At 69.0% G+C, this 25,098-nt stretch carries 25 protein-coding genes; 11 read left to right on the top strand and 14 right to left on the bottom strand.

Annotated features, from left to right (window positions below; translation table 11 throughout):
* Positions 1–38: 38 nt before the first annotated feature.
* From ybeY to ACW179_RS04535, 7 genes are all read right to left on the bottom strand, one after another.
* Complete coding sequence (gene ybeY, locus ACW179_RS04565; RefSeq protein ID WP_492064252.1) at positions 39–488, bottom strand: rRNA maturation RNase YbeY; 450 nt, start codon at positions 486–488, stop codon at positions 39–41.
* A 14-nt stretch (positions 489–502) separates the two neighbouring features.
* A complete protein-coding gene (locus ACW179_RS04560) occupies positions 503–1,447 on the bottom strand; it encodes a PhoH family protein (RefSeq protein WP_492063118.1) in 945 nt (314 codons plus the stop codon).
* Positions 1,444–2,799 (bottom strand): tRNA (N6-isopentenyl adenosine(37)-C2)-methylthiotransferase MiaB, encoded by a 1,356-nt coding sequence (miaB, locus tag ACW179_RS04555; protein WP_492063117.1) that lies wholly within the window; start codon positions 2,797–2,799, stop codon positions 1,444–1,446. Before miaB ends, ACW179_RS04560 begins: the two co-directional genes overlap by 4 nt.
* A gap of 172 nt (positions 2,800–2,971) precedes the next feature.
* Complete coding sequence (locus ACW179_RS04550; RefSeq protein ID WP_492063116.1) at positions 2,972–3,379, bottom strand: Fur family transcriptional regulator; 408 nt, start codon at positions 3,377–3,379, stop codon at positions 2,972–2,974.
* A 45-nt stretch (positions 3,380–3,424) separates the two neighbouring features.
* The gene (locus ACW179_RS04545) at positions 3,425–3,877 is read right to left on the bottom strand and encodes a GNAT family N-acetyltransferase (protein ID WP_492063115.1); all 453 of its coding nucleotides are present in this window, start codon (positions 3,875–3,877) and stop codon (positions 3,425–3,427) included.
* Complete coding sequence (tsaB, locus tag ACW179_RS04540; RefSeq protein WP_492063114.1) at positions 3,874–4,515, bottom strand: tRNA (adenosine(37)-N6)-threonylcarbamoyltransferase complex dimerization subunit type 1 TsaB; 642 nt, start codon at positions 4,513–4,515, stop codon at positions 3,874–3,876. Before tsaB ends, ACW179_RS04545 begins: the two co-directional genes overlap by 4 nt.
* Before the next feature lie 13 nt (positions 4,516–4,528).
* Complete coding sequence (locus ACW179_RS04535) at positions 4,529–5,179, bottom strand: DUF1131 family protein (RefSeq protein ID WP_492063113.1); 651 nt, start codon at positions 5,177–5,179, stop codon at positions 4,529–4,531.
* A 134-nt stretch (positions 5,180–5,313) separates the two neighbouring features.
* Between ACW179_RS04535 and ACW179_RS04530 the strand changes: the two genes are divergently transcribed.
* The 7 genes from ACW179_RS04530 (at position 5,314) to ACW179_RS04500 (ending at position 11,237) form a co-directional block, all read left to right on the top strand.
* Complete coding sequence (locus ACW179_RS04530; RefSeq protein WP_492063112.1) at positions 5,314–5,958, top strand: phosphoribosylanthranilate isomerase; 645 nt, start codon at positions 5,314–5,316, stop codon at positions 5,956–5,958.
* Positions 5,959–5,985: 27 nt separating this feature from the next.
* On the top strand, positions 5,986–7,206 hold the full coding sequence (gene trpB / locus ACW179_RS04525) for a tryptophan synthase subunit beta (protein ID WP_492063111.1): 1,221 nt from the start codon (positions 5,986–5,988) through the stop codon (positions 7,204–7,206).
* Between the two features lie 13 nt (positions 7,207–7,219).
* Positions 7,220–8,056: a tryptophan synthase subunit alpha gene (trpA, locus tag ACW179_RS04520; protein ID WP_492063110.1), complete on the top strand. Its 837-nt coding sequence runs from the start codon at positions 7,220–7,222 to the stop codon at positions 8,054–8,056.
* 4 nt (positions 8,057–8,060) lie between these two features.
* Positions 8,061–8,990, top strand: coding sequence for an acetyl-CoA carboxylase carboxyltransferase subunit beta (locus ACW179_RS04515; protein WP_492063109.1), 930 nt, complete (start codon positions 8,061–8,063; stop codon positions 8,988–8,990).
* 45 nt (positions 8,991–9,035) lie between these two features.
* A complete protein-coding gene (locus tag ACW179_RS04510) occupies positions 9,036–10,349 on the top strand; it encodes a bifunctional folylpolyglutamate synthase/dihydrofolate synthase (RefSeq protein ID WP_492063108.1) in 1,314 nt (437 codons plus the stop codon).
* A 115-nt stretch (positions 10,350–10,464) separates the two neighbouring features.
* Positions 10,465–10,575 carry a hypothetical protein gene (locus ACW179_RS04505; RefSeq protein WP_492063107.1) on the top strand — a complete coding sequence of 37 codons (111 nt, stop codon included), beginning with the start codon at positions 10,465–10,467 and terminating at the stop codon, positions 10,573–10,575.
* A gap of 110 nt (positions 10,576–10,685) precedes the next feature.
* Positions 10,686–11,237, top strand: a complete 552-nt coding sequence (locus ACW179_RS04500; RefSeq protein ID WP_492063106.1) for a hypothetical protein — start codon at positions 10,686–10,688, stop codon at positions 11,235–11,237.
* Positions 11,238–11,309: 72 nt separating this feature from the next.
* Here the strand turns inward: ACW179_RS04500 and trxA are convergent, their stop codons facing one another.
* From trxA to ACW179_RS04465, 7 genes are all read right to left on the bottom strand, one after another.
* Entirely contained in the window at positions 11,310–11,642 is a 333-nt protein-coding gene (trxA, locus tag ACW179_RS04495) for a thioredoxin (protein ID WP_492063105.1), read from the bottom strand.
* Positions 11,643–11,753: 111 nt separating this feature from the next.
* Positions 11,754–15,209 (bottom strand): double-strand break repair helicase AddA, encoded by a 3,456-nt coding sequence (addA, locus tag ACW179_RS04490; protein ID WP_492063104.1) that lies wholly within the window; start codon positions 15,207–15,209, stop codon positions 11,754–11,756.
* 136 nt (positions 15,210–15,345) lie between these two features.
* The gene (gene addB / locus ACW179_RS04485; protein ID WP_492063103.1) at positions 15,346–18,315 is read right to left on the bottom strand and encodes a double-strand break repair protein AddB; all 2,970 of its coding nucleotides are present in this window, start codon (positions 18,313–18,315) and stop codon (positions 15,346–15,348) included.
* A complete protein-coding gene (gene murU / locus ACW179_RS04480; RefSeq protein WP_492063102.1) occupies positions 18,312–19,031 on the bottom strand; it encodes an N-acetylmuramate alpha-1-phosphate uridylyltransferase MurU in 720 nt (239 codons plus the stop codon). Before murU ends, addB begins: the two co-directional genes overlap by 4 nt.
* Entirely contained in the window at positions 19,028–20,158 is a 1,131-nt protein-coding gene (gene amgK / locus ACW179_RS04475) for an N-acetylmuramate/N-acetylglucosamine kinase AmgK (protein ID WP_492063101.1), read from the bottom strand. Before amgK ends, murU begins: the two co-directional genes overlap by 4 nt.
* Complete coding sequence (gene tsaE, locus ACW179_RS04470; RefSeq protein ID WP_492063100.1) at positions 20,124–20,570, bottom strand: tRNA (adenosine(37)-N6)-threonylcarbamoyltransferase complex ATPase subunit type 1 TsaE; 447 nt, start codon at positions 20,568–20,570, stop codon at positions 20,124–20,126. The genes amgK and tsaE overlap by 35 nt, the downstream gene beginning before the upstream one ends.
* Positions 20,567–21,430, bottom strand: coding sequence for a 1-acyl-sn-glycerol-3-phosphate acyltransferase (locus ACW179_RS04465; RefSeq protein WP_492063099.1), 864 nt, complete (start codon positions 21,428–21,430; stop codon positions 20,567–20,569). The genes tsaE and ACW179_RS04465 overlap by 4 nt, the downstream gene beginning before the upstream one ends.
* Before the next feature lie 90 nt (positions 21,431–21,520).
* Between ACW179_RS04465 and ACW179_RS04460 the strand changes: the two genes are divergently transcribed.
* The 4 genes from ACW179_RS04460 to ACW179_RS04445 all read left to right on the top strand — a co-directional run bounded on the left by ACW179_RS04460 (position 21,521) and on the right by ACW179_RS04445 (position 25,067).
* Positions 21,521–22,165, top strand: coding sequence for a hypothetical protein (locus ACW179_RS04460; protein WP_492063098.1), 645 nt, complete (start codon positions 21,521–21,523; stop codon positions 22,163–22,165).
* The gene (locus ACW179_RS04455; protein ID WP_492063097.1) at positions 22,162–23,232 is read left to right on the top strand and encodes a serine hydrolase domain-containing protein; all 1,071 of its coding nucleotides are present in this window, start codon (positions 22,162–22,164) and stop codon (positions 23,230–23,232) included. Before ACW179_RS04460 ends, ACW179_RS04455 begins: the two co-directional genes overlap by 4 nt.
* Positions 23,233–23,317: 85 nt before the next feature.
* Entirely contained in the window at positions 23,318–24,436 is a 1,119-nt protein-coding gene (zapE, locus tag ACW179_RS04450; protein ID WP_492063096.1) for a cell division protein ZapE, read from the top strand.
* A gap of 46 nt (positions 24,437–24,482) precedes the next feature.
* Positions 24,483–25,067, top strand: coding sequence for a GDP-mannose pyrophosphatase (locus ACW179_RS04445; protein ID WP_492063095.1), 585 nt, complete (start codon positions 24,483–24,485; stop codon positions 25,065–25,067).
* Positions 25,068–25,098 lie beyond the last annotated feature (31 nt).

Below are 25,098 nucleotides of genomic sequence, written 5' to 3'. Positions count from 1 at the left end.
GCGTGACAGGCGCCGAAACCGGCATCCACTTTCGGCTGTCACGCTCGGTCGCCGGCATAGGGGTCGGGCACGTCCAGGGTGGCCAGGATCTCGCGTTCCAGGGCCTCCATGGACTCAGCCTCTTCGTCGCCTTCGTGATCGTATCCTAGGAGATGCAGCACCCCATGCGCCACCAGATGTTGCAGGTGGTGGGCCAGAGACTTGCCCTGCTCGATCGCTTCGCGCTGGCAGACCCCGAACGCCAGGGCGATGTCGCCGATCTGACCTTCCGGGTTAGGGGGCGAGGGAAACGACAGGACGTTGGTGGCGTAGTCCTTCTGGCGAAAGTCGCGGTTCAGGGCCTGAACGCTGTCGTCGTCGGCCAGCAGGATGACGATCCCCTGGCCTTCGATGTCCTGATGGGCGTCCAGAACGGCCTGGGCGGCGCGCCAGACCAGGGCTTCGGCTTCGGGCTCGGCCTTGATCCAGGCTTCGTCCTCGATCTCGATATCGACAGTGATGGTCATCGTGTGCTCGCCTGCAGGGCGTCGGCGTCATAGGCCCGGACAATGCGTTCGACCAGCGGGTGACGCACCACGTCGGCGGCGGTGAAGCGCGAGACCGAAACCCCCTCGACCCCTTCCAGGATCGACACGGCGTGGGCCAGGCCCGAGTCGCGGGGATTGAGCAGGTCGATCTGGGTCGGATCCCCCGTCACCACCATGCGCGATCCCTCGCCCAGACGGGTCAGGACCATCTTCATCTGCAGGCGCGAACAGTTCTGGGCCTCGTCGACGATGACGAAGGCGTGGGCCAGGGTGCGGCCGCGCATGAAGGCGATGGGCGCGACCTCGATCTCGAGCTTTTCCCGACGACGACGCAGCTGGTCGGCGCCCATGATGTCGGTCAGGGCCTCCCAGACCGGAGCCATATAGGGGTCGACCTTCTCGTTGAGGTCGCCCGGAAGAAATCCGAGCTTCTCGCCGGCCTCGACGGCGGGGCGGGTGACGATCAGGCGGTCGACCTCGCCGCGCAGCAGCATGCCGGCGCCGTGGGCGACGGCCAGGAAGGTCTTGCCGGTGCCGGCCGGGCCCAGACCAAACGACAGCGGATGGCTGCCCATGGCCTCCATATAGCGGGCCTGGCCCTTGGTCTTGGGCGAGATGGCGCCCTTGCGAACGGTGCGGGCCGAGGCCACGCCGCCGGTGCTTTGGGCTTCACCGACAGCAATGCGAACATCAGCCTCGACCACTTCCTCGCCGGCGTCGGCGCGGATGGCGAGGTCGCGCAGGGCCCGCTTGGCACCCGTGCGACCCTTGACGTCGCCGGTGATGGTGACACCGCCGCCCGGAGTCTCGATCAGAACCTTGAAGGCGTCCTCGATCAGGGCGGCGTGACGGCCATTGGGGCCGGAGACGGCGTGAACGGCGTCGTCCGACAGCGGCATGAACTCAGGGGTGCGGCTCAAGCGGTTTCCAGAACTGAAGAGGTTTCCAGCACGCCGCCCAGGCTCATCTTGGCGGCGGAGTCGATACGAACCGGAACGATGGTTCCGATCAGGCTTTCCGCGCCTTCGGCGTGGACCGCCTGTAGATAGGGACTGCGGCCGACGATCTGACCGGCATGGCGACCGGCCTTTTCAAACAGCACCGGCAGGGTCTTGCCCACCTGGCCGGCGTTGAAGGCCTTCTGCTGCTGATCCAGCAGCTGGTTCAGACGCTCCAGCCGCTCGGCCTTCACCGCCTCGTCGACCTGTCCGGTCATGGCCGAGGCCGGCGTGCCGGGGCGACGCGAGTATTTGAACGAGAAGGCCGAGGCGAAACCGACCTCGCGGACCAGTTCCAGGGTCTTTTCGAAATCGCCGTCACGCTCGCCGGGGAAGCCGACGATGAAATCTCCGCTCATGGCGATGTCGGGCCGCGCCGCGCGGATCTTCTCGATCAGCTTCACATAGCTTTCGGCCGTGTGGTCGCGGTTCATGGCTTTCAGGATCTTGTCGCTGCCGGCCTGCACCGGCAGGTGCAGATAGGGCATCAGCTCGGGCAGCTCGCCATGGGCCTCGATCAGGTCATCGCCCATGTCGCGCGGGTGGCTGGTGGTGTAGCGGATGCGATCCAGGCCATCGATCTTCGCCAGCTGGCGAACCAGCTTGGCCAGGGTCGAGCCGTCGCCGTCATAGGCGTTGACGTTCTGGCCCAGCAGGGTGACCTCGCGCACGCCCTGGGCGGCCAGGCGCCGGGCCTCTTCGAGGATATCGTTCACCGGCCGTGACCACTCGCCGCCGCGCGTATAGGGCACCACGCAGAAGGTGCAGAACTTGTCGCAGCCCTCCTGCACGGTCAGGAAGGCGGTGACGCCGTTGACCTGGCGCTCGGCCGGCAGGGCGTCGAACTTCTCGTCGGCGGCAAAGCTGGTCGACAGCCGCTCGCCGGTGGCCCGGTGGGCGCGGGCGATCAGCTCGGGCAGCTGGTGATAGGATTGCGGACCAACGACCAGATCCACCGCCTTCTGGCGATGCATGATCTCCTTGCCCTCGGCCTGGGCCACGCAGCCGGCCACGGCGATGGTCATACGACCCCCGCCATCGGCCGCCTTGCGGTCCTTCATCAGCTTGATCTGGCCCAGTTCCGAATAGACCTTTTCGGTGGCCTTCTCGCGGATATGGCAGGTGTTGAGCACCACCAGATCGGCCCCCTCGGGGTCACTGACCACGCCATAGCCCAGCGGACGCAGGACATCGGCCATGCGTTCGCTGTCATAGACGTTCATCTGACAGCCGTAGGTCTTGATATAGAGGCGCTTTTGCGGGGTCTCGCTCATGGGCGAGGTTATGAGGGCGAGCGGGCCCGGGCGCAAGATCAGCGCGGAAATCCTCCCCCTGGCGGGGGAGGTGTCGGCGAAGCCGACGGAGGGGGAAGTGCTGCTGCCTCGGTGCGGTCTTCCCCCACCGGCCTCCGGCCGCCTCCCCCTTCAGGGGGAGGATCTTGGGCGATCACTCCTCGATCGGAACCCCGTAAAGCTCCAGCCGGTGGTCGATCAGCTTGTAGCCCAGCCGCTGGGCGATGGCGTTCTGCAGGGCTTCGATCTCTTCGTCCACGAACTCGACGACCTTGCCGGTCTTCATGTCGATCAGGTGGTCGTGGTGATGGTCGGGGGTTTCTTCATAGCGCGAGCGGCCGTCGCGGAAGTCGTGACGCTCGATGATGCCGCTCTCTTCGAACAGGCGCACGGTCCGGTAAACCGTCGCGATCGAGATGTGCGGGTCAACCGAGTGGGCGCGGCGGTGCAGCTCTTCCACATCGGGGTGGTCGTCGGCGGCCGACAGCACGCGGGCGATGACCCGACGCTGGTCGGTCATTCGCATCCCTTTATCGATGCAGGCTTTTTCAAGTCGATCCAAGGCGGCGCCTCCGTCTGAGTCGATGGCAGGATAGGCGGTGAACCCTTAAGTGTTAAGCGCCCGCCGCATGACAAGCGCGTCCCTAGCGCCATCCGGATGGGGATAATAGCCCTTGCGCAGCCCCACCCGGGCAAAGCCCGTCGCCGCATAAAGGGCGATGGCGGCCGCGTTGTCGGCCGCGACCTCAAGGAACACTGCCTCGGCGCCGGTCTCGGTGGCGATGCCGGCCGCCATTTCGACCAGGGCCGCGCCCCAGCCACGACGGCGGGCCACCGGATCGACGGCGATCGTCAGGATCTCGGCCTCGCCGGCAATCGAGCGGCACAGGATGAAGCCCTTCTCGACGGCCGGCTCGCCCGCCTCGCCCAGCACCGCGAAGACGCCTGGTGATTTCAGAAGGTCTTCGAATTCGATCGCGCTCCACGGCCGGGGAAAGGCGCGGTCGTGCAGGTCGGCGAGGATGAAACAGGCCTCCAGGCCCACGGGGCGCAGGATCATGTTGCGGGCAGGGTGGCGTAGGGCGCGCGCAGATACAGCGGCCGGGGCGAATGGAAGGGCGCGGGCCGGGCAGCGGCCAGCCGGGCGATGGCGACGGGGTCGGGCGAGACCGGCGTCAGCAGCGTCGCGGCCGGAAACAGCTCGGCCAGCAGCGGCGCGCCGGAGCCGATCAGGGTCACGGCCTGACCGCCATGCAGCTCGGCCAGCCGGGCGGCCGCCGAGCCCAGGTCGAGGGCGTCGGGCGCCATCAGGGCCACGCCGCCGTCGAAGACCTGCAGATAGACCTGGCTCATCCGAGCATCGAGTACGGCGGCGACGAAGCCCCGTCCAGGAACGCCGGCCGCCAGGGCCTCCAGCGTATTGACCCCGACGCAGGGGATCGACAAGGCCGTGGCCAGGCCCTTGGCGAAGGCCAGTCCGACCCTCAGGCCGGTGAAGGAGCCGGGTCCCACCGTCACGGCGATCCGGGTCAGATCGGGGAATTTCACGCCGGCTTCGGCCGCGACCTCGCGGGCCAGCATGCCGATTCGCTCCTGGTGGCCACGGGTCATGGGCTCGCTGCGGACGGCCAGCACGTGCTCGCCGTCCAGTACGGCGACCGAACAGGCGCCCAGGCAGGTGTCTATGGACAGGATCATGGTCGCTGCGCGATCAGGCCGAGCCGACCGCCGCGCCCTCGGCGGGGCGCCAGGAAAAGCCGTTCAACTGGCCCTTGGCCTTCAGCGTCTCGACCGGCGGCAGGCCGCCCTTCGTCCAGCCCGGCACGCCGATCAGATAGCGGACATTGGGCGCCTCGGGACGAACGCAGGTCACGCCATTGACGTCGCGGCCTTCGCCGGCCCGGCAGTGGGCGAGGTCCAGATCCAGGGCCGACCACCTGGTCAGCAGGGTCTCGTCGCGGGGGCCGCGCACGTCGCCGCCCTCCAGCCTGATGACGCCCAGGCCGCCGTCTTCGCCCTTGGAGATTTCCAGCATCGGGGTCTGGTTCTGCTCGACGATCAGGACAGGCTGGGCCGGCCCGGGTCCGAAATGCAGGAAGGCGGTCTTGATCAGGGCCTTGGGGAACAGAGCCTTCAGGGTGGCCTCGTCAAACGCCATGGACGCGTTGATCGGACCCACGCCGTCGGCGCGAATCTGCAGCGGACCCTCGATATAGGGCGTCACGGCCATGGCGACTGAACCACTCTGGCCTGGCTGCACGGGTGGCGGCGCAGCTCCCGCCTCGGCGGCTTTCTTCTCCACCGGGCCGCAGGCGGCGAGCAGCAGGAACGGCAGGGCGATCAGAGCATGGCGCTGGGTCATGATGGGTTTCTAACACCCGTCTGCGGGTTTGGGCGACGCCATCGGCTCAAAAACCTCGCCTCCCGCCGCAGGCGCGCGCCGCCGGGAACACTGAGCGCTTGTCCCCACGGGCGCCGGGGCTTAAGTCCGCGCCCATGACTAAAGCCAAGATCTGCGGGCTGTCGACGCCGGAGACCGTGCGCGCCGCGCTGGACGGCGGCGCGGCCTATCTGGGCTTCGTCTTCTTCGAGAAGAGCCCCCGCAACCTGACGCCCGAGGCCGCCGCCCGTCTGGTCGCCCCCCTGCGCGGCCATGGCGCGGTCAAGACGGTGGCCGTGACGGTCGATCCCGACGACGTGCTGATTGACCGGCTGATGGCCACCATGAAGCCCGATCTCATCCAGGTACACGGCAAGGAAACCCCCGCCCGCGTGCGCCAGATCGCCGAGCGCTCCGGCACCGGGGTGATCAAGGCGTTCTCGGTCTCATCCGCTTCAGATGTCGACCAGGCCCGCGCCTTCGAGACCGTTGCCGAGCAGTTCCTGTTCGACGCGCGACCCGTTGAGGGCTCGGTTCTGCCCGGCGGCACCGGCGCGCGCTTCGACTGGACCCTGCTGGACGGCCGGCGCTTTGAGCGACCGCATTTCCTGGCCGGGGGGCTGGATCCCTGGAACGTGGCCGAGGCGGTAAAAGCCTCCGGCGCGCCCCTGCTGGACGTTTCCTCTGGCGTGGAACGCGGACCCGGCCTAAAGGACCCGGCTCTGATCTCGGCCTTTCTCGACGCCGTCAAACGCGCCTGAGCCCTTGGAAGTCCCTAGGAAGTCTCCGTGAACGCTCCTGCAAAGCCCAATGACTACTCGGCCTATCCCGACGCCAACGGCCGCTTCGGCGACTTCGGCGGCCGCTATGTGGCCGAGACCCTGATGCCTCTGGTGTTGGAACTGGGCGACGCCTATGCCGCCGCCAAGGCCGACCCGGACTTCCAGGCCCAGCTGACCAGCTACAACACCCACTATGCCGGCCGGCCCAGCCCGATGTATTTTGCCGAGCGGCTGACCGAGCATTTCGGCGGGGCCAAGATCTATTTCAAGCGCGATGAGCTGAACCACACCGGCTCGCATAAGATCAACAATGCCCTGGGCCAAATCCTGCTGGCCATGCGCATGGGCAAGACCCGGATCATCGCCGAGACCGGCGCCGGCCAGCACGGCGTGGCCACCGCCACCGTCTGCGCGCGTTTCGGCCTGCCTTGCGTCGTTTACATGGGCGCCACCGACGTCGAGCGTCAGAAGCCCAATGTGTTCCGCATGAACCTGCTGGGCGCGGAAGTCCGCCCGGTGACCTCGGGCACCGGCACCCTCAAGGACGCCATGAACGAGGCGATGCGCGACTGGGTGACCAACGTGCACGACACCTATTATCTGATCGGCACGGCGGCCGGCCCGCACCCCTATCCGGTGATGGTCCGCGATTTCCAGAGCGTGATCGGCATCGAGGCCCGCCAGCAGATCCTGGAGATGGAAGGCCGTCTTCCCGACGCGGTGGTCGCCTGCATCGGCGGCGGCTCCAATGCCATCGGCCTGTTCCATCCGTTCCTCAACGACGACAGCGTGCGCCTGATCGGCGTCGAGGCGGCCGGCCACGGCGTCTCCACCGACAAGCATGCCGCCTCCCTGACCGGTGGCCGCCCCGGCGTGCTGCACGGCAACCGCACTTACTTGCTGCAGGACGACGACGGCCAGATCATCGACGCCCACTCGATCTCGGCCGGGCTCGACTATCCCGGCATCGGTCCCGAGCACTCGTTCCTGCACGAGATCGGCCGCGCCGAATATGTCTCGACCACCGACGAGGAGGCCTTGGCGGCCTTCCAGCTGTGCTCGACGCTTGAAGGCATCATCCCGGCCCTCGAACCGGCCCACGCTTTGGCCCGGGTCGGCGAGATCGCCCAGCAGCTGGGCAAGGGCAAGATCGTGGTGATGAATCTCTGCGGTCGCGGCGACAAGGACATCTTCACGGTGGCCGAGGCCCTCGGGCGCAAGATCTAGGACTGAGACCAGCGTGACCAAAGACCGTATCGACCGTCGCTTTGCGGCGCTGAAGGCCGAGAACCGCGCCGGTTTCGTGACCTACATCATGGCCGGCGATCCTGATGCCGCCACGACGCTGTCCGTGCTCAAGGGCCTGCCGGGCTCCGGCGCCGACCTGATCGAGCTGGGCTTTCCCTTCTCCGATCCGATGGCTGAAGGGCCCACCATCCAGCGCGCCGCCCAGCGCGGCCTGCGCTCGGGCATGACCCTGCAGGGCACGCTGGATCTGGTCGCCGCCTTCCGCGAAGGCGACACCGACACCCCGGTCATCCTGATGGGCTATCTCAATCCGGTGCTGAACCGGGGTTTCGAGAGCTTCGCCGCCGCCGCCAACGCGGCCGGGGTCGATGGCCTGATCATCGTCGATTGCCCGCCGGAAGAGGCTGATCCGCTGTCGGACGCGCTGGAGGCCGAAGGCATCGCCCTGATCCGCCTGGCCGCCCCGACCACCGACGATGCCCGCCTGCCGATGGTGATCCGCCGGACCTCGGGCTTTGTCTATTACGTGTCGGTCGCCGGTGTGACCGGCGTCAAGTCGGCCGACGCGGCCGACGTCGCTCCGGCCGTCGAGCGCCTGCGCAAGGCCTCCGGCCTGCCGGTCGCCGTGGGCTTTGGCATCCGCACACCGGACCAGGCCGCAGCCGTGGCTCGCATCGCCGACGCCGCCGTGGTGGGCTCGGCGCTTGTCGATGAAATCGAATCGGCGGCCCAGTTGAACGAAAATGTGACCGAGAAGGTTCTTCTCAAGGCGTCAGAGCTGGCTAAGGCTGTGCGTTCTGCGCGCGTCGGGCACGAAGTGAGGCTTTAAGGCTATGGCTATGGCTGAACCCCAGGACCCGAAAAAGGGCGACAAATCAAAGGCCTCGGCTGAGGGCCGTCGCGGCGGGGGCTGGCTCTCGCGGATTGCGCCTGGTGTGCGCGGGGCTTTCGCCAAGCGCGAAACGCCTGAAAACCTCTGGGTCAAGTGCCCCGATACCGGCGAAATGATCTTCCGTTCCGACCTGGAAGCGGCCCTTTGGGTTACGCCGGCCGGTCGCCACATGCGGATCGGCCCCGAGGCCCGCTTCAAGTTCACCTTCGATGACGGTGCCTATGAAAGCCTGCCGACACCGGCGGTGCCCGAAGACCCGCTGCACTTCTCCGACGGCAAGCCCTACAAGGACCGCCTGATCGCGGCCCGCAAGGCCACCGGCGAGCCTGACGCCATGGCCATCGGCGTAGGCCTGGTCGGCGGTGCCCGCGCCGTGGTGCTGGTCCAGGACTTCGCCTTCATGGGCGGCTCGCTGGGCATGGCCGCCGGCGAAGGCTTCGTCGCCGCCGCCCGCGCCGCCCTGGAGCGCGAAATCCCGCTGGTGGTCTTTACCGCCGCCGGGGGCGCACGGATGCAGGAAGGGGCCCTGTCCCTGATGCAGATGGCCCGCACGACCCTGGCCATCAATGAACTGAAAGAGGCTGCCCTGCCTTACGTTGTGGTCCTCACCGACCCGACCACCGGCGGCGTCACGGCCTCCTACGCCATGCTGGGCGATGTTCACCTGGCCGAGCCGGGCGCCCTGATCGGTTTTGCCGGTCCCCGCGTCATCGAGCAGACCATCCGCGAGACCCTGCCGCCGGGCTTCCAACGCTCGGAATATCTGGTCGAAAAGGGCATGGTCGACCGGGTCACGCCGCGCAAGGACCTGCCCGCCGTTCTGGGCTCGATCCTGGGCACCCTGATGATGGGTCGTCGCAAGGCGGCTTAGTCCTGTTGGATCCTCCCCCGGAGGGGGAGGATCTTGAGCGCCTCGATGACCGATCACCTCCGCGTCCACGACGCCGCCCTGGCCCGCCTGCAGGCCCTGCATCCCAAGCTGATCGACCTGTCGCTGGAGCGCATGCTGCGGCTGTGCGCGGCGCTGGACAATCCGCAGGACCGCCTGCCCCCGGTGATCCACGTGGCCGGCACCAACGGCAAGGGCTCGACCGTGGCCTATCTGCGCGGCATGGCCGAGGCAGCGGGGCTGAAGGTGCATGTCTTCACCTCGCCGCATCTGGTGCGGTTTGCCGAACGCATCCGCCTGGCCGGGACCCTGATCACCGATGATCAGCTGGCCGAGGTGCTGGACCGGGTGGAGCGCGCCAATGCCGGCCTGCCGATCACCTTCTTCGAGATCACCACGGCCGCCGCGCTTGTGGCCTTTGCCGATGTGCCGGCCGACCTGTGCATCGTCGAGGTGGGCCTGGGCGGGGTGCTGGACGCCACCAATGTCGTCACGCCTGCCGTCAGCGTGATCGCCCCCGTCGACATCGACCATCGCGAGTTCCTGGGCGACACCCTGGCCGAGATCGCGGTCGAGAAGGCCGGGATCATCAAGCCCGGCGCGCCTGCCGTCTCGGCCCGTCAGCGGGAGGAGGCTGAAAGCGTCATCGAGACCGCCGCCGCCCTGGCCGGGGTGGAGCTGACCCTGATGGGGCGGGATTTCGACGCCTGGAACGAGCGCGGCCGCCTGCTGGTGCAGATGCAGGACCGCCTGCTGGATCTGCCCGCGCCGCCCCTGCCGGGCGACCACCAGTTCGCCAATGCGGGGCTGGCCGTGGCCGCCTTGTTGGCCTTCAACGACCCGCGCATCGACGAGACCGCCATGGCCTCCGGCATCGCCGGGACGGTCTGGCCGGCCCGCTTCCAGCGCCTGACCGCCGGGCCCCTGGCGGAGCAGGCCCGTGCGGCAGGCGCCGACCTGTGGCTGGACGGTGGCCACAATCCCCATGCCGGCGCGGCCGTGGCGCGGGCCCTGGGCGATCTGGCGGCGCGCGACGGTCGACCCGTCGCGCTGGTCTCGGGCCTGCTGGCCAACAAGGACGCCACGGGCTTCTTCCAGGCTTTCGCCCCCTTGAGGGCCCAGGTCTATGCGGTGACGTTCGAGGGCCACGCCGCCGCGCCCGCCGCCCAGACCGCCGCCGCCGCCGAGCTGGCTGGTTTGCGCGCCCATGCCTGCAACAGCCTTGCCGACGCCCTGGCCAAGGCCCTGGCCCAGACGCCGACACCGCATGTGCTGATCTGCGGCTCGCTGTATCTGGCCGGTGAGGTGCTGGCGATGAGCGAAGAGACCTGGCCGAGCTGACGCAAGAAAAGCAGGCGCGGGGCCCCGGTTCGGCGTAAGGCTGCGCTACGCCGATAGGGCGGCACGGCCCGCCGGACATCCCCGGCGCGCGCGCCCGTCCTGGCAGGAACCGTCGATGGCCAAGGGTCAGAAGAAGTCCAACAAGGAAGTGCGCAAGCCCAAGGCCGACAAGAAGGCGGCTCCGGTCTCGACCTCGCCGTTCATCGTCACGTCGGCCAAGAAGTAGGGCGCGGTTTGTGGCGTGCCCGCTGGTCGGGAACCCACAGCCCAGCTTGTCGTTATTGATCCGTGCGCGGGCTTTCGCCGGAGCGCGGTATCGATGTGCATGGGGCTTCAATGACTTTCCGGAATAGACAGTTTGGCCAGGCGGCGCTGATCGTGGCCCTGCTGGCGGCGGGCTCCTCCGCCTACGCCCAGAACCGTCCCGCCGATCCCAAGCCCAAGGATCCGCCTGAGGAAACCTCGCCCGGCTGGATGAGCGAGACCCGCAAGAAGGCCGTCGAGATCGGCAGCCAGCCGACCCGTGACGTCGGCATCACCCGACGCGACATTCCGCCGATCCTCGAAAAGGCGCACGACAATCCCTACAGCCTCAAGGGCCTGAAAACCTGCAAGCAGCTGGCCGCCGAGGTCACGGCCCTGAACGAGGTTCTGGGTCCCGACTACATCGTCGGCAACGAAGTCAAGGAAAGCCGGGCAGGGCGGCTCGCCGCCGCCGGCGGGCGCACCGTGGTCAACTCGATCATTCCGTTTCGCGGCCTGGTACGGGAAATCTCCGGCGCGGCGCCGGCCGAGCGCCGTCTGAACGCCGCCATTGATGCAGGCTATGCCCGCCGCGGCTTCATCCGCGGCGTCCATGTCAAGCAAGGCTGCCGCACCAAGTTCTGATCGGCGCCAACAGAAACGCCCGCCCCGCATCGGCGGGACGGGCGCTTTTTGATCTGACGATCAGGCCTGACGTCAGGCGGGCTGAACGCCGGCCTCAGTCAGCCATTCCAGGATCTTCTGCTTGGGCATGGCGCCGACCTTCATCGAGGTCATCTGGCCGCCACGGAACAGCATCATCGTCGGGATGCCGCGCACGCCATAGCGAGACGGGGTCGTGGGGCTGTCCTCGATATTGACCTTGGCGACCACAACGTGATCGGCCAGCTCTTCGGAGATCTGCTCCAGGGCCGGGGCGATCTGCTTGCAGGGGCCGCACCATTCCGCCCAGAAGTCGACCAGCACGGGCCCTTCGGCCTGCAGCACGTCGCGTTCAAAGGACTCGTCGGTCACCGTCACGGTGCTCATATCGTCTGCTCCATCAGGGCGCCGCCTTGGGCGACGCAAATATCCAAAACCCGCGAGTCGTCGCGGGCGCTTGAGAAAGATGTAGGCGCCGCGCGAGGTCCCGGCAACGGCCTAGCCGATGCGCTGCAGGGACTCCGATATCACCTTTTCTGGAACCGGCATCAGTTTGGGACCATCAGTCCAGACCAGGGCGGCCTCGACCCGGCGGTCCGGGAACACCTCGCGCAGCACCGCCACATAGACCGCCATCTGGGCCAGATAGGCCGGATCGGCGTCCTCGATGCGGTCCGGGGCGGGGCGGTTGGTCTTGTAGTCGACCACCAGCACCTGATCGTCGGTGACCACCAGCCGGTCGACCCGGCCAGAGATCGCCAGGCCCTTGGGCAGGGCCGGGCTGGTTCCGGCCAGGGCCACCTCGGCCCGCGAGCCGGGGCCGAACACGGCGGCAAAGCGGTCGTCTTCCAGCACCCCGAAGGCGGCGGCGGCCATTTCGGCGCGCTGGTCGTCGGTCAGGTCGCGTTCGGCGGCCAGCAGTCGCCCGCCCGCCGCCCGCCGCTCTGAGGGTGCGATGTCGGGGAGGATCTGCAGCAGCCGGTGGATCACCTCGCCGCGCCGATAGCGACCCAGGCCGGCCACCTTGGCCAGGGGCGAGGGGGCCGGGGCGCGGCTGTCGGCCTCGTCCTCGATGCGGGAGGGGGCGGCATAGCGCGCTGTCTTCGGCTCGGGCGCCGCCTGGCCTGTGGCCCAGGCCGGCAGGGCGGCGGTCGAGGCCGCCGCTTCGGCCTCGCGCGGCAGGGTCATGGGATCCGGGCCAAAGCGCAGGATCGGCGCGTCAGGATCGCCGATCTGGCGCACCTGCGGGGCGATGTCGGCATGGGCGAAGGCGGCGCGGGCCGCGCCGTACCAGCCGCCGACCGTCTCATCCTTGGCATTGGCGGCGACCCGGCCACACAGCACCAGCCGGTCACGCGCCCGGGTCAGGGCCACGTAATAGAGCCGCAGCGCCTCTTCGGCGTCCTTCCTGTCGCGCAGAGCGCGGGCGTCGGACGAGGCCTTGCAGTCGGTCTTGCCGCTGGTCGACCACAGCAGGCCGCCCGCTTCCGTGGTCAGCAGGGGCGAGCCGCCGGCCCCGCGCTTCATCGTGGTCTCGGGCAGGAAGACGATGGGTGCCTCCAGCCCCTTCGAGCCGTGGGCGGTCATCACCCGCACCTCGCGCCGGGCCCCTTCCATCTCGCGCTTGACGATAATGTCCAGGGCCGCGAAGTCGGCGACCAGGGCTTCGAGGTCGCGGATGTTGCGCTGTTCGGCGTTCATCACCTGGGCCAGGAACTCGTCCAGGGCCTCGTCGGCCTCGCCGCCCAGACGGGTCAGTACGCGGGCGCGGTTGGACAGGCCATCGCTCCCGACCCGGCCCAGCAAGGTCGCGAAGAACTCGAACGGCTGGCGCTTGCGGCCCTCGACCAGGGCCCAGTCCAGCAGGTCGCGGGCGGCGACCCAGCGCGGATCCTCGCCGCCGCGCGTCGTCAGCACCGCCCACAGCGTGGCCTTGCGACCCCTGGCCAGCTCATAGACGTCTTCGTCGGTCAGACCGCAGAACGGGCTTTTCAGCAGGGCCGCCAGGGTCAGGTCATCGTCGGGGAATAGCACGAACCGTCCCAGGGACAGCAGGTCCTGGAAGGCGATATGGCTCGACAGCGACAGGCGGTCGGCGCCCGCCATCGGCACGCCGCGCCGTTTCAGGGCCCGGATGATCTCCTCGAACAGCACCTTGCGACGGCGCACCAGGATCAGGATGTCGCCGGCATGGGCCGCCCGTCTGCGGCGTTCGTCCTTGTCGTGAACCTCGTCGCCGCGATCGAGGATGGCCTTGATCTCGGCGGCGATGGCTTCGGCCAGGCGGCGGTTGGCGCTGTGCTCGGCCTGGGCGTCCACCGGGGTGGTCCAGGCGTCGCGGTCCTCGCCGGCGATCTCGCGGGTCAGGGGCCACAGGTCGACGCAGCCGGGGCCGTCTTCGCGGAACGGCTGGTGGCGCACCACGTCCTCGCCGGCCGGCAGCGGCACGCCCTCGCGGGTGGCGGGATCTGAGAACAGGGCGTCGACGAAGCTCAGGACCTCGGTCGTCGAGCGATAGGACACGGTCAGAGGAACGCCCAGCCCGATCTGACCCACAGCCTCGATCCGGTCGATATAACCCTGGGTCTCGACCAGCAGCCGCTGCGGATCAGCCCCCTGGAAGGAATAGATCGACTGCTTCTCGTCGCCGACCACGAACAGGGTCCGTGCGTCGCGGGTCTTGCGCCAGCCGCCCGCCCCGGCCCCGGCGAAGAAGTCGGTGGTCAGGGCGCGCAGGATGTCCCACTGCTCGGGCGCGGTGTCCTGGGCCTCGTCCAGCAGGATGTGGTCAATGCCGCCGTCCAGCTTGTAGAGCACCCAGGCGGCATCGACCTTTTCCGTCAGCAGGATGCGGGCGTGCTCGATCAGGTCGGTGAAGTCCAGCGCTCCGCGCGCGGCCTTCTCGTTGGCGTAGGCCAGGATGTAGAGCGCCGCCAGGTTCAGGGCGCCGGCGGTGTCGTGCGCCACCCGCGCCGCCCGGACCTGCTGGCGCACGAACGACAGGCGGTCGGTCTCTTCCAGCAGCGCCTCGCGCAGGTCCTCGCGCGACTTGAGGGTGGTGGTGGTCTGCAAGTGCTTGCGGGGTTCTTCCTTGTCGGTGAACAGGGCGCTCAGGGCGTCGTCGAAGACGCCCGTGGCCAGGGTTTTCCGCAGCCGGGCGGCATGTTCGGTGTCGCGCATCTTGCCGCTGGACTCCAGCAGGCTGGCGCAGGCCTCCCACAGGTCGGGGTCCAGCTCGTCCATCGCCTCGGCGGCGACAGCTTCGGGATCGGTGGGGCCGTCGAAACCGCAGGCCTGCCACACATTGTCGATGGCACCGGCCGGACCGTCGTGACGGGCGAAATAGGCCGCGATCTCGCCGCGCCGGATCTCGAAGGTCCCGAACATCGACTCGAAGGCCTGATAGTCCAGCGCTACCGAGAAGCGGGCATAGGCGTCGGAATAGGTGTCGTCATGGGTATCGACATAGGTCGCCACGGTGCGTCGCGCCGCGCGGGCCACGGCCGAGCCGGCCTGGTCGTCCATCACGGTGAAGCCCGGCGAGACCCCGGCCTCCAGCGGAAAGCGCTTCAGCAGCTTTTCGCAAAAAGCGTGGATGGTCTGGATCTTCAGCCCGCCGGGGGTTTCCAGGGCGCGGGCGAACAGGGCGCGGGCGTTCGACAGCTTGCCGGCGTCGAAATGCGCTTTGGGCTCGCCGACCAGCTTGGCAAGTTCGGTGCGCAGGGCCGCGTCGGCCGTCACTGACCAGCCGCCCAGCCGCTCGAACAGGCGGCGCTGCATCTCGGCGGCGGCGGCCTTGGTGTAGGTCACGCACAGGATGGCCTCGGGCGCTGAACCGGCCAGCAGCAGCCGCGCCACCCGGTCGATCAGGGTCTTGGTCTTGCCCGAACCGGCATTGGCGGTGACGAAGGCCGATATGGCGGGGTCGGCGGCGGTGCGCTGGGGGTCGATCATGAGGTTGATCCTCCCCCTGAAGGGGGAGGTGGCGCGCAGCGCCGGAGGGGGAAGTCTGAGGACGCCGGCAAGACTACCCCCTCCGTCGGCTTCGCCGACACCTCCCCCTTCAGGGGGAGGATCTGTTCAGCGTTCCTCATTCGCCCTCCCCGTCGTCGCCGCTGGTCGACCATTCGAACACCCGCGCCAGGTGGTCATAGTCGCCGGGATAGCCCTTCACGAACTGCGGGGCCGTGCGCGAGCGGTAGGGTTGGGCGCGGTCATCGTACTGGCCGATCAGGTCGCGCAGGCCCTGCAGGGCCTCGATGGCGGCGGCTTCGCTGTCCTTTGCCTCGACCGCGACCTCTTCCAGACCCGCCGGCTTGCGGCCGGTGACGCGCACATAGGTCAGGTCGCCTGGCTTGCGGTTGGTCAGATCCGGGAAGCCGCCGTTCAGCAGGATCGCCGCCGTCAGGGTCAGTTGCGGCGAGAAGCCGGTCGCCACCTGCTTCTTCGAGGGGGCGGCGCCGGTCTTGTAGTCGAGGATGTGGGCCCGGCCGTCGCGGGTGGGCTCGATGCGGTCGGCCTTGGCGGTCAGGGTGAAGGGGCGACCGTTGATGTCGAAGGTCAGGCGGCCCTCGGCCTCGACGATGATGGTCTGCGCCCTTGCTCGGCGGTCACGTTCCCAGTCGGCCACCCAGGCGGCGGCCTCTTTGGCCAGGGCCCGTTCGCGGGCCAGGGCGGTGGTCGGCATGCCGGCCGCGACCAGCTGGCTCATATAGAGCGCCTCGAAGATCGCGGCCGCATCGGCGGGAACCGGGCCGGGATGCTCTTCGGCGAAGGTCTCGAACGCCGCGTGGATGGCGGTGCCGCGCGCCCGCGCTTCGACCGGCTCGTCGGGGCGCTCCAGCGGATAGAGCTTGAGGATGTCGCGAGCCCAGACGGCATAGGGGTCGCGGGTCAGGGCTTCGACGCGGGTCACGGCCATGCGACGGGGGCGATCCTCGACCGGCGGGGTCGGGGCCGGACGGGCATAGGGTGTGTAGGCGCCAGGGGCGTCGAGGGCGCGAGCCCAGTCCAGCGCGTCCTGGCGCTGCGGCAGCTTCAGCCCCGCGCCGCCGGCCAGGGTCTTCAGTCGCCACAGCCAGCGGGATTCGACGGCCGGCGCGCCGCCGCGTCGCTCGCAATGGACCAGGATCACGTCCGGGGCGCTGGCGGCCTGGGCGAAGTCGTGGGCGGTCAGGCCCACCCGGCGCTCGGGCGGCGGCAGGCCCAGTTTTTCGCGCATCGGCCGCGACAGGAACGGATCGATCGGCGCGCCCTGCGGCCAGACGCCTTCCTCCAGCCCGGCCAGCACCAGCCGGTCGGCGCGCACCAGCCGGGCCTCGATGGCCCCCAGGATGCGCAGGCGCGGATGGGTGGCGCCGCCGACCCGCAGGGTCTCTTCATTGACCAGCCGGTCGAGGATGTCGGCAAAGGCCTGGGGGCGGGCGGGCGGCAGCACGACGCCGTCCTCGATCAGGGCCGAGAGCAGGGCGCCCAGGCATTCGCCCGCCGATCCCGTCCACAGACGATCAGGACCGGTCAGACTTTCCAGCGCCTGGGTCAGGGCCAGGGCGACCGTGGCGGGTAGGGCCAGGTCATCGACATAGGGCGACGCGGCATGAGCCACGGCGGCCAGCAGGCGCTGGGCCAGGGCCTTTGCGGAGGGAAACTCGTCCAGCCTGGCCAGCAGGGCCGTTTCCGACGCCGGTGCCGGGCCGCGCAGGCCTTTCAGCTCCAGGGTGGTTGAGGCCTCAAGATCGGCCTCGTCGCGGACCAGGGGGTGCTTGGCCAGGGCCAGCAGGCGCACGGGGTCCAGCGGCTGGGCGACCAGGCCTGCCAGGTGCTGGGCCAGGATGGCGGCAGGGCTGGCGGCCAGGGGCGCGCCGGCCGAACTGTCGGGGATCACGCCCCAGCGCAGCAGCCGGGCGCTGACCCGGCGGGCCAGGGTCTGGTCGGGCGTGACCAGGGCGGCGGTCTGGCCCGGTGTCTCCAGCGCTTCACGCAGCAGCAGCGCGCAGGCGCTGGCGGCCTCTTCCTCGGTGCGGGCGGCAATTAACGACAGGCCCTTGAGGCCCTCCTCGACGGGGTCGAGATCCGGCGCTTCGGCCCGCAGGCTTTCGATCTGGGCCAGCCAGTCGGCGGTGGCCTCCGCCGGACGCAGGGCTTCATTGACGATGCGGCGGCGCCAGCGGCCCCGGCTGTCGCTCTGCGGGAACCACGGCCGCACATCGGCGCGGGTGATCTCTGCGCGGTCCAGAAGGCGGCGCATGGCGCCCTGCGGGTGCTGTTCGCCGACCTTCTCCCAGGCGCTTTCCGCCAGATCCTCGTCCAGACCCGGCAAGACGACAGCGCCGAGCGGGGTGGCGGCCACGACGCGGAGCAGGTCAGCGGTGGCGGGGGCCGTGCCGGTGGACCCGGCGGCGACCAGCACCTCTGTGGGCGGCTGCTCGGTCCAGCGCTGGGCCAGGGCCCGCAGCAGACGCACCCGGCGGTCGGCCACGTCGATCAGGCCCAGCGCTTCCAGGCGCCTTGGCCATGCGGCCAGAACCGCCTTGAGAAATCTCGCCGAGACCTGCCAGTGCTGGGCGAGGTCCCCGTCGGCCAGGCCGTCCAGCCGGTCGTCGGTGCGGACCTCCTCGATGCGACAGCTGTCGAGAAACTCGGCCAGGGCCTTGGCCATCTCCAGGGCCTGCGAGGCGCCGGGGGTGAAGGTCAAGAGGTCGGCATGGTCCACCACGATCCGCGCCAGTTCAAACCGGCGACGGCGCGAGGCGATGGCGGGCGGCAGGTCCAGGGCCAGGTCGCCGGGCTCGAACGGCGGCTCGCCCTCGTCCAGGTCGCCCAGCGGCCGGATCTGCGGCAGCAGCAGGGCCTTGCCGCCGCTGGCCGCCAGCAGGGCGTCTGCCACGGCCCGGGCCCCGCGCTTGGTCGGCGTCAGGATGGTGGCGCGCGGCAGGGCCTCGGGGCCCATGTGCGACAGGGCGTCCAGAAACCCCCTGGCCAGGTCGTCGACAAAGGGGCGATGGGCGGGGATCGAGAACCAGCGCGGCCCCGAACGGTCGAAGGGGCCGACGGGGATCATTTCAGCTTCTCTTCAGCCAGATCACGGGCGACGGGATCGCCGACGTGCATCCACAGACCCTCGGGCGCGACGCCGTGCACGCGGCTCTGCGTGGCCAGAGCCTTCCAGATCGGCGTCAGCGAGAAGGGACCTTCAGGCCCGCCGGCCGTGATCGCAGGCTTGCAGATATGGACGCCCACATAGACCAGCGGCGCAGTCTCGCCCGGCGCCTTGAACCGAACCGCGCCGCCGTCTTCCAGAAAGACGTCGCCGCTGTCGTGAAAGCCCAGCGATCCGGCGGTCGGGGCCAGCATCAGGCAGACGTCCATGGCGCCTGGGTCCCAGGCCGCCGCGATGGCGTCGAGGGCGGGGGCGCCGCTCTCGATCCAGACCGAGTCGATATTGGCCACCCAGACGGGGCCTTCGCCCAGCAGGGGCAGGGCGTTCCTGATGCCGCCGCCGGTCTCCAGCGCCTGGGGGCGTTCGTCGGAGATGACGATACGGGGCGCTGCGCCCGTTGCCTGCCGGGCCTGAAGATGCGCCTCCAGCCGGTCGGCGAAGGCGTGGACATTGACCACGGCAGTCTCGACCCCGGCGTCGGCCAGGCGATCGAGCATGTGATCGATCAGGGCGCGGCCGCCCACCTCGACCAGGGCCTTGGGCCGGTCGTCGGTCAGGGGGCGCATGCGGGTGCCCAGGCCGGCAGCCAGGACCATGGCCAGTTTCGGGCCGCTCATCTGCGGGCCTCCGCCGGCACGTGGGCGTCGAACCAGGCCTTGAGGTCGGTCAGGGCTGGATCGGCGAAACAGACGTCCAGATAGGTCCAGAGCCGGGGAATGAAGTCGGCATAGCGGGGCTTGCCGTCGCGGGTCACCAGGCGCGCGAAGATGCCCAGGATGCGGATGATGTTGAGCGCCCCCAGCGCGTGATAGTCGGCCAGGAAGGCGGTGCGATCCAGGTCGGGACGGGCGGCCAGATAGCGCTCGAGGCACGCGGTCTCGCGCAGCGGCGACACGGTGCGGCGGGCGTCATGCAGCAGCATCGACAGGTCCCAGGCCGGATGGGCCAGCACCGCGTCCTGGAAATCGAGCATCCCGACCCGCGCCGCGCCGTCGCGCTGCGGCAGCCAGATCAGGTTCTCGGCGTGATAGTCGCGATGGCAGAACACCGTGGCGCCGGCCTCGCCGGTGGCGCGGATCGGAGCCCAGATGGCCTCCCAGTCGGCCAGGGCGGCTGCATCGAACGCCACCTCGCGAAATTTCGGCTGCCATTCGACAAAGATGTCGTGGGCTGTCTTCAGGGCCAGGTCGTCAAAGGCCAGCAGCGGCCAGGTCGAGCCGTCAAAATCCAGAACCCCCGGGGTCGGCGCGGCGTGGAGGGCCAGCAGGCCGTCGATGGCGGCGTCATAGAGCGGGGCCTCGTCGGTCCCGGCCTCGATCAGTCGGGCATAGAGGTCATCGCCGAGATCCTCCAGCACCGCCAGGCCGGCGGCCGGGTCGGCGGCCAGCACCGTGGGCGCCGACAAGCCCTGGGCCTTGAGCCATCCCGCGCAAGCCACGAAGGCGTCCACCCGGCCGGCGGCCAGGCGCGCCAGGGCGTTATAGCCGAGGGCGGCGCGCTGGGCGGGCGTGGCGTCCGGCGGGCAGGGCGCGGTTTCCACCGACGGCGGCTGGTCCATGAAGATGAAGCTTTGGCCGCCGTCTCTGTGCAGGCGCTCATAGCTGCGGGTCGAGGCGTCGCCGCCCAGGCTTTCGCGCCGAACGTCGCCAAAGCCGTGGGTGGCCAGAAACGCGGCCTTGGTGGCCTCTCTGTCGGAAACTGGGGGGCGCTCAGAACTCAAGGGTGCGGCCTTTGAAATCGCCATGCGGGGTGATGGTGACGCGTCGTGCGTCGCCATCGAGGGCGATGTCTATATCGAGCCGAGTCGGGGGCAAACGCCCTTCCAGCCTCTGCGGCCATTCAATCAGCGCCACGCCGCCGTCCAGCGCTTCGTCCAGGCCGATCTCATAGGCCTCGTCGGGATCCGACAGTCGGTAGAGGTCGAAATGGGCCAACGGAAACGCCGCCGTCTCGTAGAACTGCACCAGGGTGAAGGTCGGGCTGGGGACCTCTTCGTCGGGCGTGGTCAGGGCGCGGATCAGGGCGCGGGCCAGGGTCGACTTGCCGGCGCCCAGCGGGCCGGTCAGGCACAGGGTGTCGCCAGACTGAAGGGCGCGGGCCAGGGCGTGGCCGAGCTCTTGAGTGGCGGCCTCGTCGGCGAGGTGGAGAGAGCTCAAGTCAGGGCACCTTCAGGGTGTTTTGGCAGGACCCGCTCCACATAGCGTTTCAGGGCGGTCGTGGCTTCCTCCGTATCGCCCGGCAGCGCGGCGGGATCGACGGGCCGCCCGACGATCAGGTCGAACCTCCGGCCGGTCTTGTTCAGCAGCTCGTGGAACAGGGTGATGTCGCGCAGCTCTTGCGAGCGCCTGTCGAACAGATGGAACAGGGTCGACCAGGGTCCGGCCACGTGGATCGGTATGATCGAAGCCTCATATTTGCGAGCGAGGGAGACGGCTGAGGCGGCCCAGGGCGGGTCGGTCAGCAGGCCCTGCCCATCCTTCACCGCCAGCCGCCCGGCCGGGAAGATCATCAGGGCGCGTTCGGCCTCCAGCGCCTGCCGGGTCATCTGCAGGGTCAGGCGCATGCGCTCGCGGCTGCGTTTCGCCTCGACCCATTCGACCGGGATCAGCACCTCGTCGAACTGGGCGCACACGCGGTGGGCGTCGGCATTGGCGTAGAAGGCAATGTCTGGCCGGGCGGCTTTCAAGGCGTCGTGGACGGCGACCCCGTCGGCGATGCCGGTGGGATGGTTGGCGACGATGATCGCCCGCCCCGTGCCCGGAAGATGCTTCAGCCCGCGAACCGAAACCTTGAGGTCCAGCAGGGCGGAGACATGCTCCAGCGCCGCACGACCGCCCAGTGTGGCGATGTCATCGGCCATGCGCCGGGCCTTGCCATAGCCCAGCAGGGCGTAGAGCGGCGGACGCAGGAGCGGCCACAGGGGCGAGGCGGTCAGCCGGGGCGCACGCTCGGCGATCAGCGTGTCGACGATATGCGGGGGTCTGGGCGCCGGACGCGCCGCTTGAGCGTTGACCATGCCGGGAGCTTAGGTGCCGTTGCGGGCCATGTCAGGAAAATTGACGTTCAGGGCGCGTCGGTTGAACCTAGGATTCAAGGATCGACAGGAGTGGCGACATTGAAGACCTTCATGCGCGGGCTGATCGCCTTTGGGATCGCGGCGGTGATTGCCGCCGGGGCCTATGGCTATTGGACTATGGAGCTGCGCTGGCGGCCCAAGACGATCACCAAGCACCAGGCCGAAATCGCCAAGATCCTTCAGGAGTCGGGCTGGGTGTCGCCGGGCCTGACGGGCCCCAAGCTCTACATGGTCAGTTTTCGCACCTGCCCCGATTGCGTGCGGTTCAAGGCCGAGGAGTTTCCGAAACTGCACGAGGCCGGGGTCGACACCCGCCTGATCGAGATCGCCCGCGCCGACAAGAACGGCATCGCCAAGTCCACCGCTGTCGAGCGCGCCACGGTGGCCGAGCTATGGGTCAATCGCAGCTGGGCCCTGGCCGAGCGCTGGGAGGCGACCCCGGTCGAGGCCTGGACCGCGCCGGGCATCAAGCCCGCTGACGGCGATATCGCCCGCACCGCCGTCATCGAGGCCGGCCGCGCCAATGTCGAAAAGCTGATCCCGCTTTTGAAAGACAACGGCGTCAGCTTCGCCTGGCCGCTGATGGTCTGGTGGACCCCGGAGGGCGAGATGAAGGCCTGCGCCTGCGAAAAGCGCGAGACCTATCGCTACCTGCGCAAGGATCTGGGGCTTTGAGGCTGGCGCTCGCCGGAGCCGCAGGGCTGATCGCCGCCCTGTCGGCCCTCACGCCCGCTCTGGCCCAGACCGCTCCCCCCCGACCGCTGGCGGCCCTGGGCCGGTCTGGTGGACCCGCCCTGACGGGCCGGGTGCTGGTGGCCGACAGCGAGCGCATCCTGTCCGACGAGCGGGCGGGCCCCTATGGCGATGCCCCTGTCTGGCCCTGGGGGTCGGTGAGCAAGCAGGTCGCCGCCGCGCTGACGATGATCGCGGTCGATAACGGCAAGCTCGCCCTGGACGATACCATTGCGTCGCGCTGGAAGGCCTTTCCCAATGCCCAGACGGGGGCCGTGACGGTCCGGCAGTTGCTGCGTCACACCAGCGGCTTGCCCAATCCCGATGAGACGCCGCAGACCGATGGTGTTCCGGCCTTCTATCTGCGCCGCGACGTGGGCGGGGCGGCGCGCGACGCCGACGCGATCGGTTTTTGCGCGGGGCCGCCCAGGCGTGCGCCTGAAACGCGGTTCGAGTACAACAACTGCGATACCCTGGTGCTGGCGGGGGTGCTGGAATCGGTGACCGGCCATAGCTACCCGCGTCTGCTGGCCGACCAGATCGCACAGCCGCTCGGCCTCACATCCGTACGTCTGGCCAGGCCCAATGAGCGGCCGGTCGTCGCCAACGCCAGGGGACGGGCCGTGCCGCCGATCAACCTGGCCACCTTTGGTGCGGCGGGCGCGGTGCTGGGGTCGCCGGAAGACCTCGTGAAGTTCGACCAGGCGCTGATGGCGCAGCGGCTGATCAGCCCCGCCTCAACCGAGACAATGTGGAAGGGCGATCCGGCGATTGGCTATGTGGCGCTGGGTGCCTGGTCGTTCAGCGCGCCGCTGGCGGGCTGCACGGGCGAGGTCGCGATGATCGAACGGCGCGGCGCGGTCGATGGCGTGCAGGTGCGCAATATCATCGCCCCGGATCGTGGCCGGATCCTGGTGGTGTTCACCGACGACGCCGGGTTCGATTTCGGTGAAATCTGGCAGGCCAGCGGCCCCAGCTATGTCCTGGCGTCGGAGGCCTTTTGCCGCTGACGCCGCCCGTCGCCTGCGAAAGGGTCGAGGCTGAGTTCGACAGCCCTCTTTCCCTGCCGCGTCGCACGCGCTAACCGCAATCGCGATGCCGACCTCACTCCGCACTGCCTATCGTGAACGCCTGGCCCAGGGCGAGATCCGGCCCGATGCGGCCCAGGCCGCCGCCGTCGAGGCCCTGTCGCGGCTGGAGGCCGATCTCGACTCGGCAGGCGAGCCGGGTTTCTCGCTGTTCGGGCGCAAGCCCAAGAGCCAGAGGGGGGTCTATCTGTGGGGACCGGTCGGGCGCGGCAAGTCCATGCTGATGGACCTGTTCTTTGAGTCGGCTCCCGTGGCCCGCAAGCGGCGCATCCACTTCCACGCCTTCATGGCGGAGGTTCACGGCCATATCGACGCCTGGCGCAAGGGCGATGCGGCGGCGCGCAAGGCGCGCTTTGGCCAGTCCAAGGGCGATGACCCCGTGGCCCCGACGGCCGAACTGATCGCCGGCGGGGCCCGCCTGCTGTGTTTCGACGAGCTGCAGGTCACCGATATCGCCGATGCGATGATCCTGGGGCGGCTGTTCGAGGCCCTTTTCGCGCGCGGCGTCACCCTGGTGGCCACCAGCAACCGGCCGCCGGATGATCTCTATAAGGACGGCCTGAACCGCCAGCTGTTCGTGCCCTTCATCGACATGCTGAAACAGGCGCTGGACGTGGTGGCCGTGCGCGGTCCGGTCGATTTCCGTCTCGACCGGCTGCGGGCGGCGCGCACCTGGCTGGCACCCAACGACAAGGCCTGCCAGGGCGAGTTCGAACGGCTTTGGGCCGACATGCTGGACGGGGCGCCCGAAACCGGCGCGACCCTGAAGGTGCTGGGCCGCGACATCCGCCTGCCGCGCGCCGCCGGGGGGCTGCTGCGCTCGTCCTTCGCCAGCCTGTGCCAGCAGGCCCTGGGGCCGCAGGACTATCTGGCCGTGGCCGAACGCTTCCACACGATCTTTCTGGAGGACGTGCCGCGCCTGACGCCCGAGCGGCGCGATGCGGCCAAGCGCTTCAACACCCTGATCGACGCCCTTTATGAGGCGAACGCCAAGCTGGTCGCCCTGGCCGAGGCTGAGCCCGAGGCGCTGTATCCGGCCGGCGACGGGGCGTTCGAGTTCGAGCGCACGGTATCGCGCCTGCAGGAAATGCGCTCGGCTGACTATGTGGCTCGGGTCCGCGACTAATCCGCGCGGATTTCGAGGCACCACGTGTCAATGATGAGGAACGACCATGAGCGTCAAGGACCGGGTTCGCGTCCACGAGACCAGGCTGTTGTCGGACAACTGGTACGTCCTGAAGACCACCCGCTTCGACTGGAAGCGCAGCGACGGAACCTGGCAGACCCAGCATCGTGAACACTATGATCGCGGCAATGGCGCGGCGCTGCTGCCCTACAATCTGCAGAACCGCACCGTCCTGCTGGTGCGGCAGTTCCGCTATCCCGCCTTCGTCAACGGCTATGACGACCTGCTGATCGAGGCCGCCGCCGGTCTGCTGGACGATGCCGAGCCCGAGGTGCGCATCCGCGCCGAGGTCGAGGAAGAGCTGGGCTATCGCCTGGGCGCGGTGCGCAAGGTCTTCGAGGCGTTCATGAGCCCCGGCTCGGTGACCGAGATCCTGCACTTCTTCGTGGCCGAATATGATGCGGCCATGCGGATCGGCGACGGCGGCGGCCATCCCGACGAGGGCGAGGATATCGAGGTGCTGGAGCCCTCGATCAACGAAGCCCTGGCCATGATCAGCGACGGCCGCATCCGCGACGCCAAGACCATCATGTTGCTGCAGCACCTGGCGCTGACGGTGTTCCGGGTCTAGGCGATCGTTCGTCCGGCCGGGATTGCTGCAT

Source organism: Caulobacter sp. AVps18 (assembly GCF_058681425.1).
The sequence above is the reverse complement of the archived record's forward strand: the minus strand, read 5'-3'. Positions and strand labels throughout refer to the sequence as shown.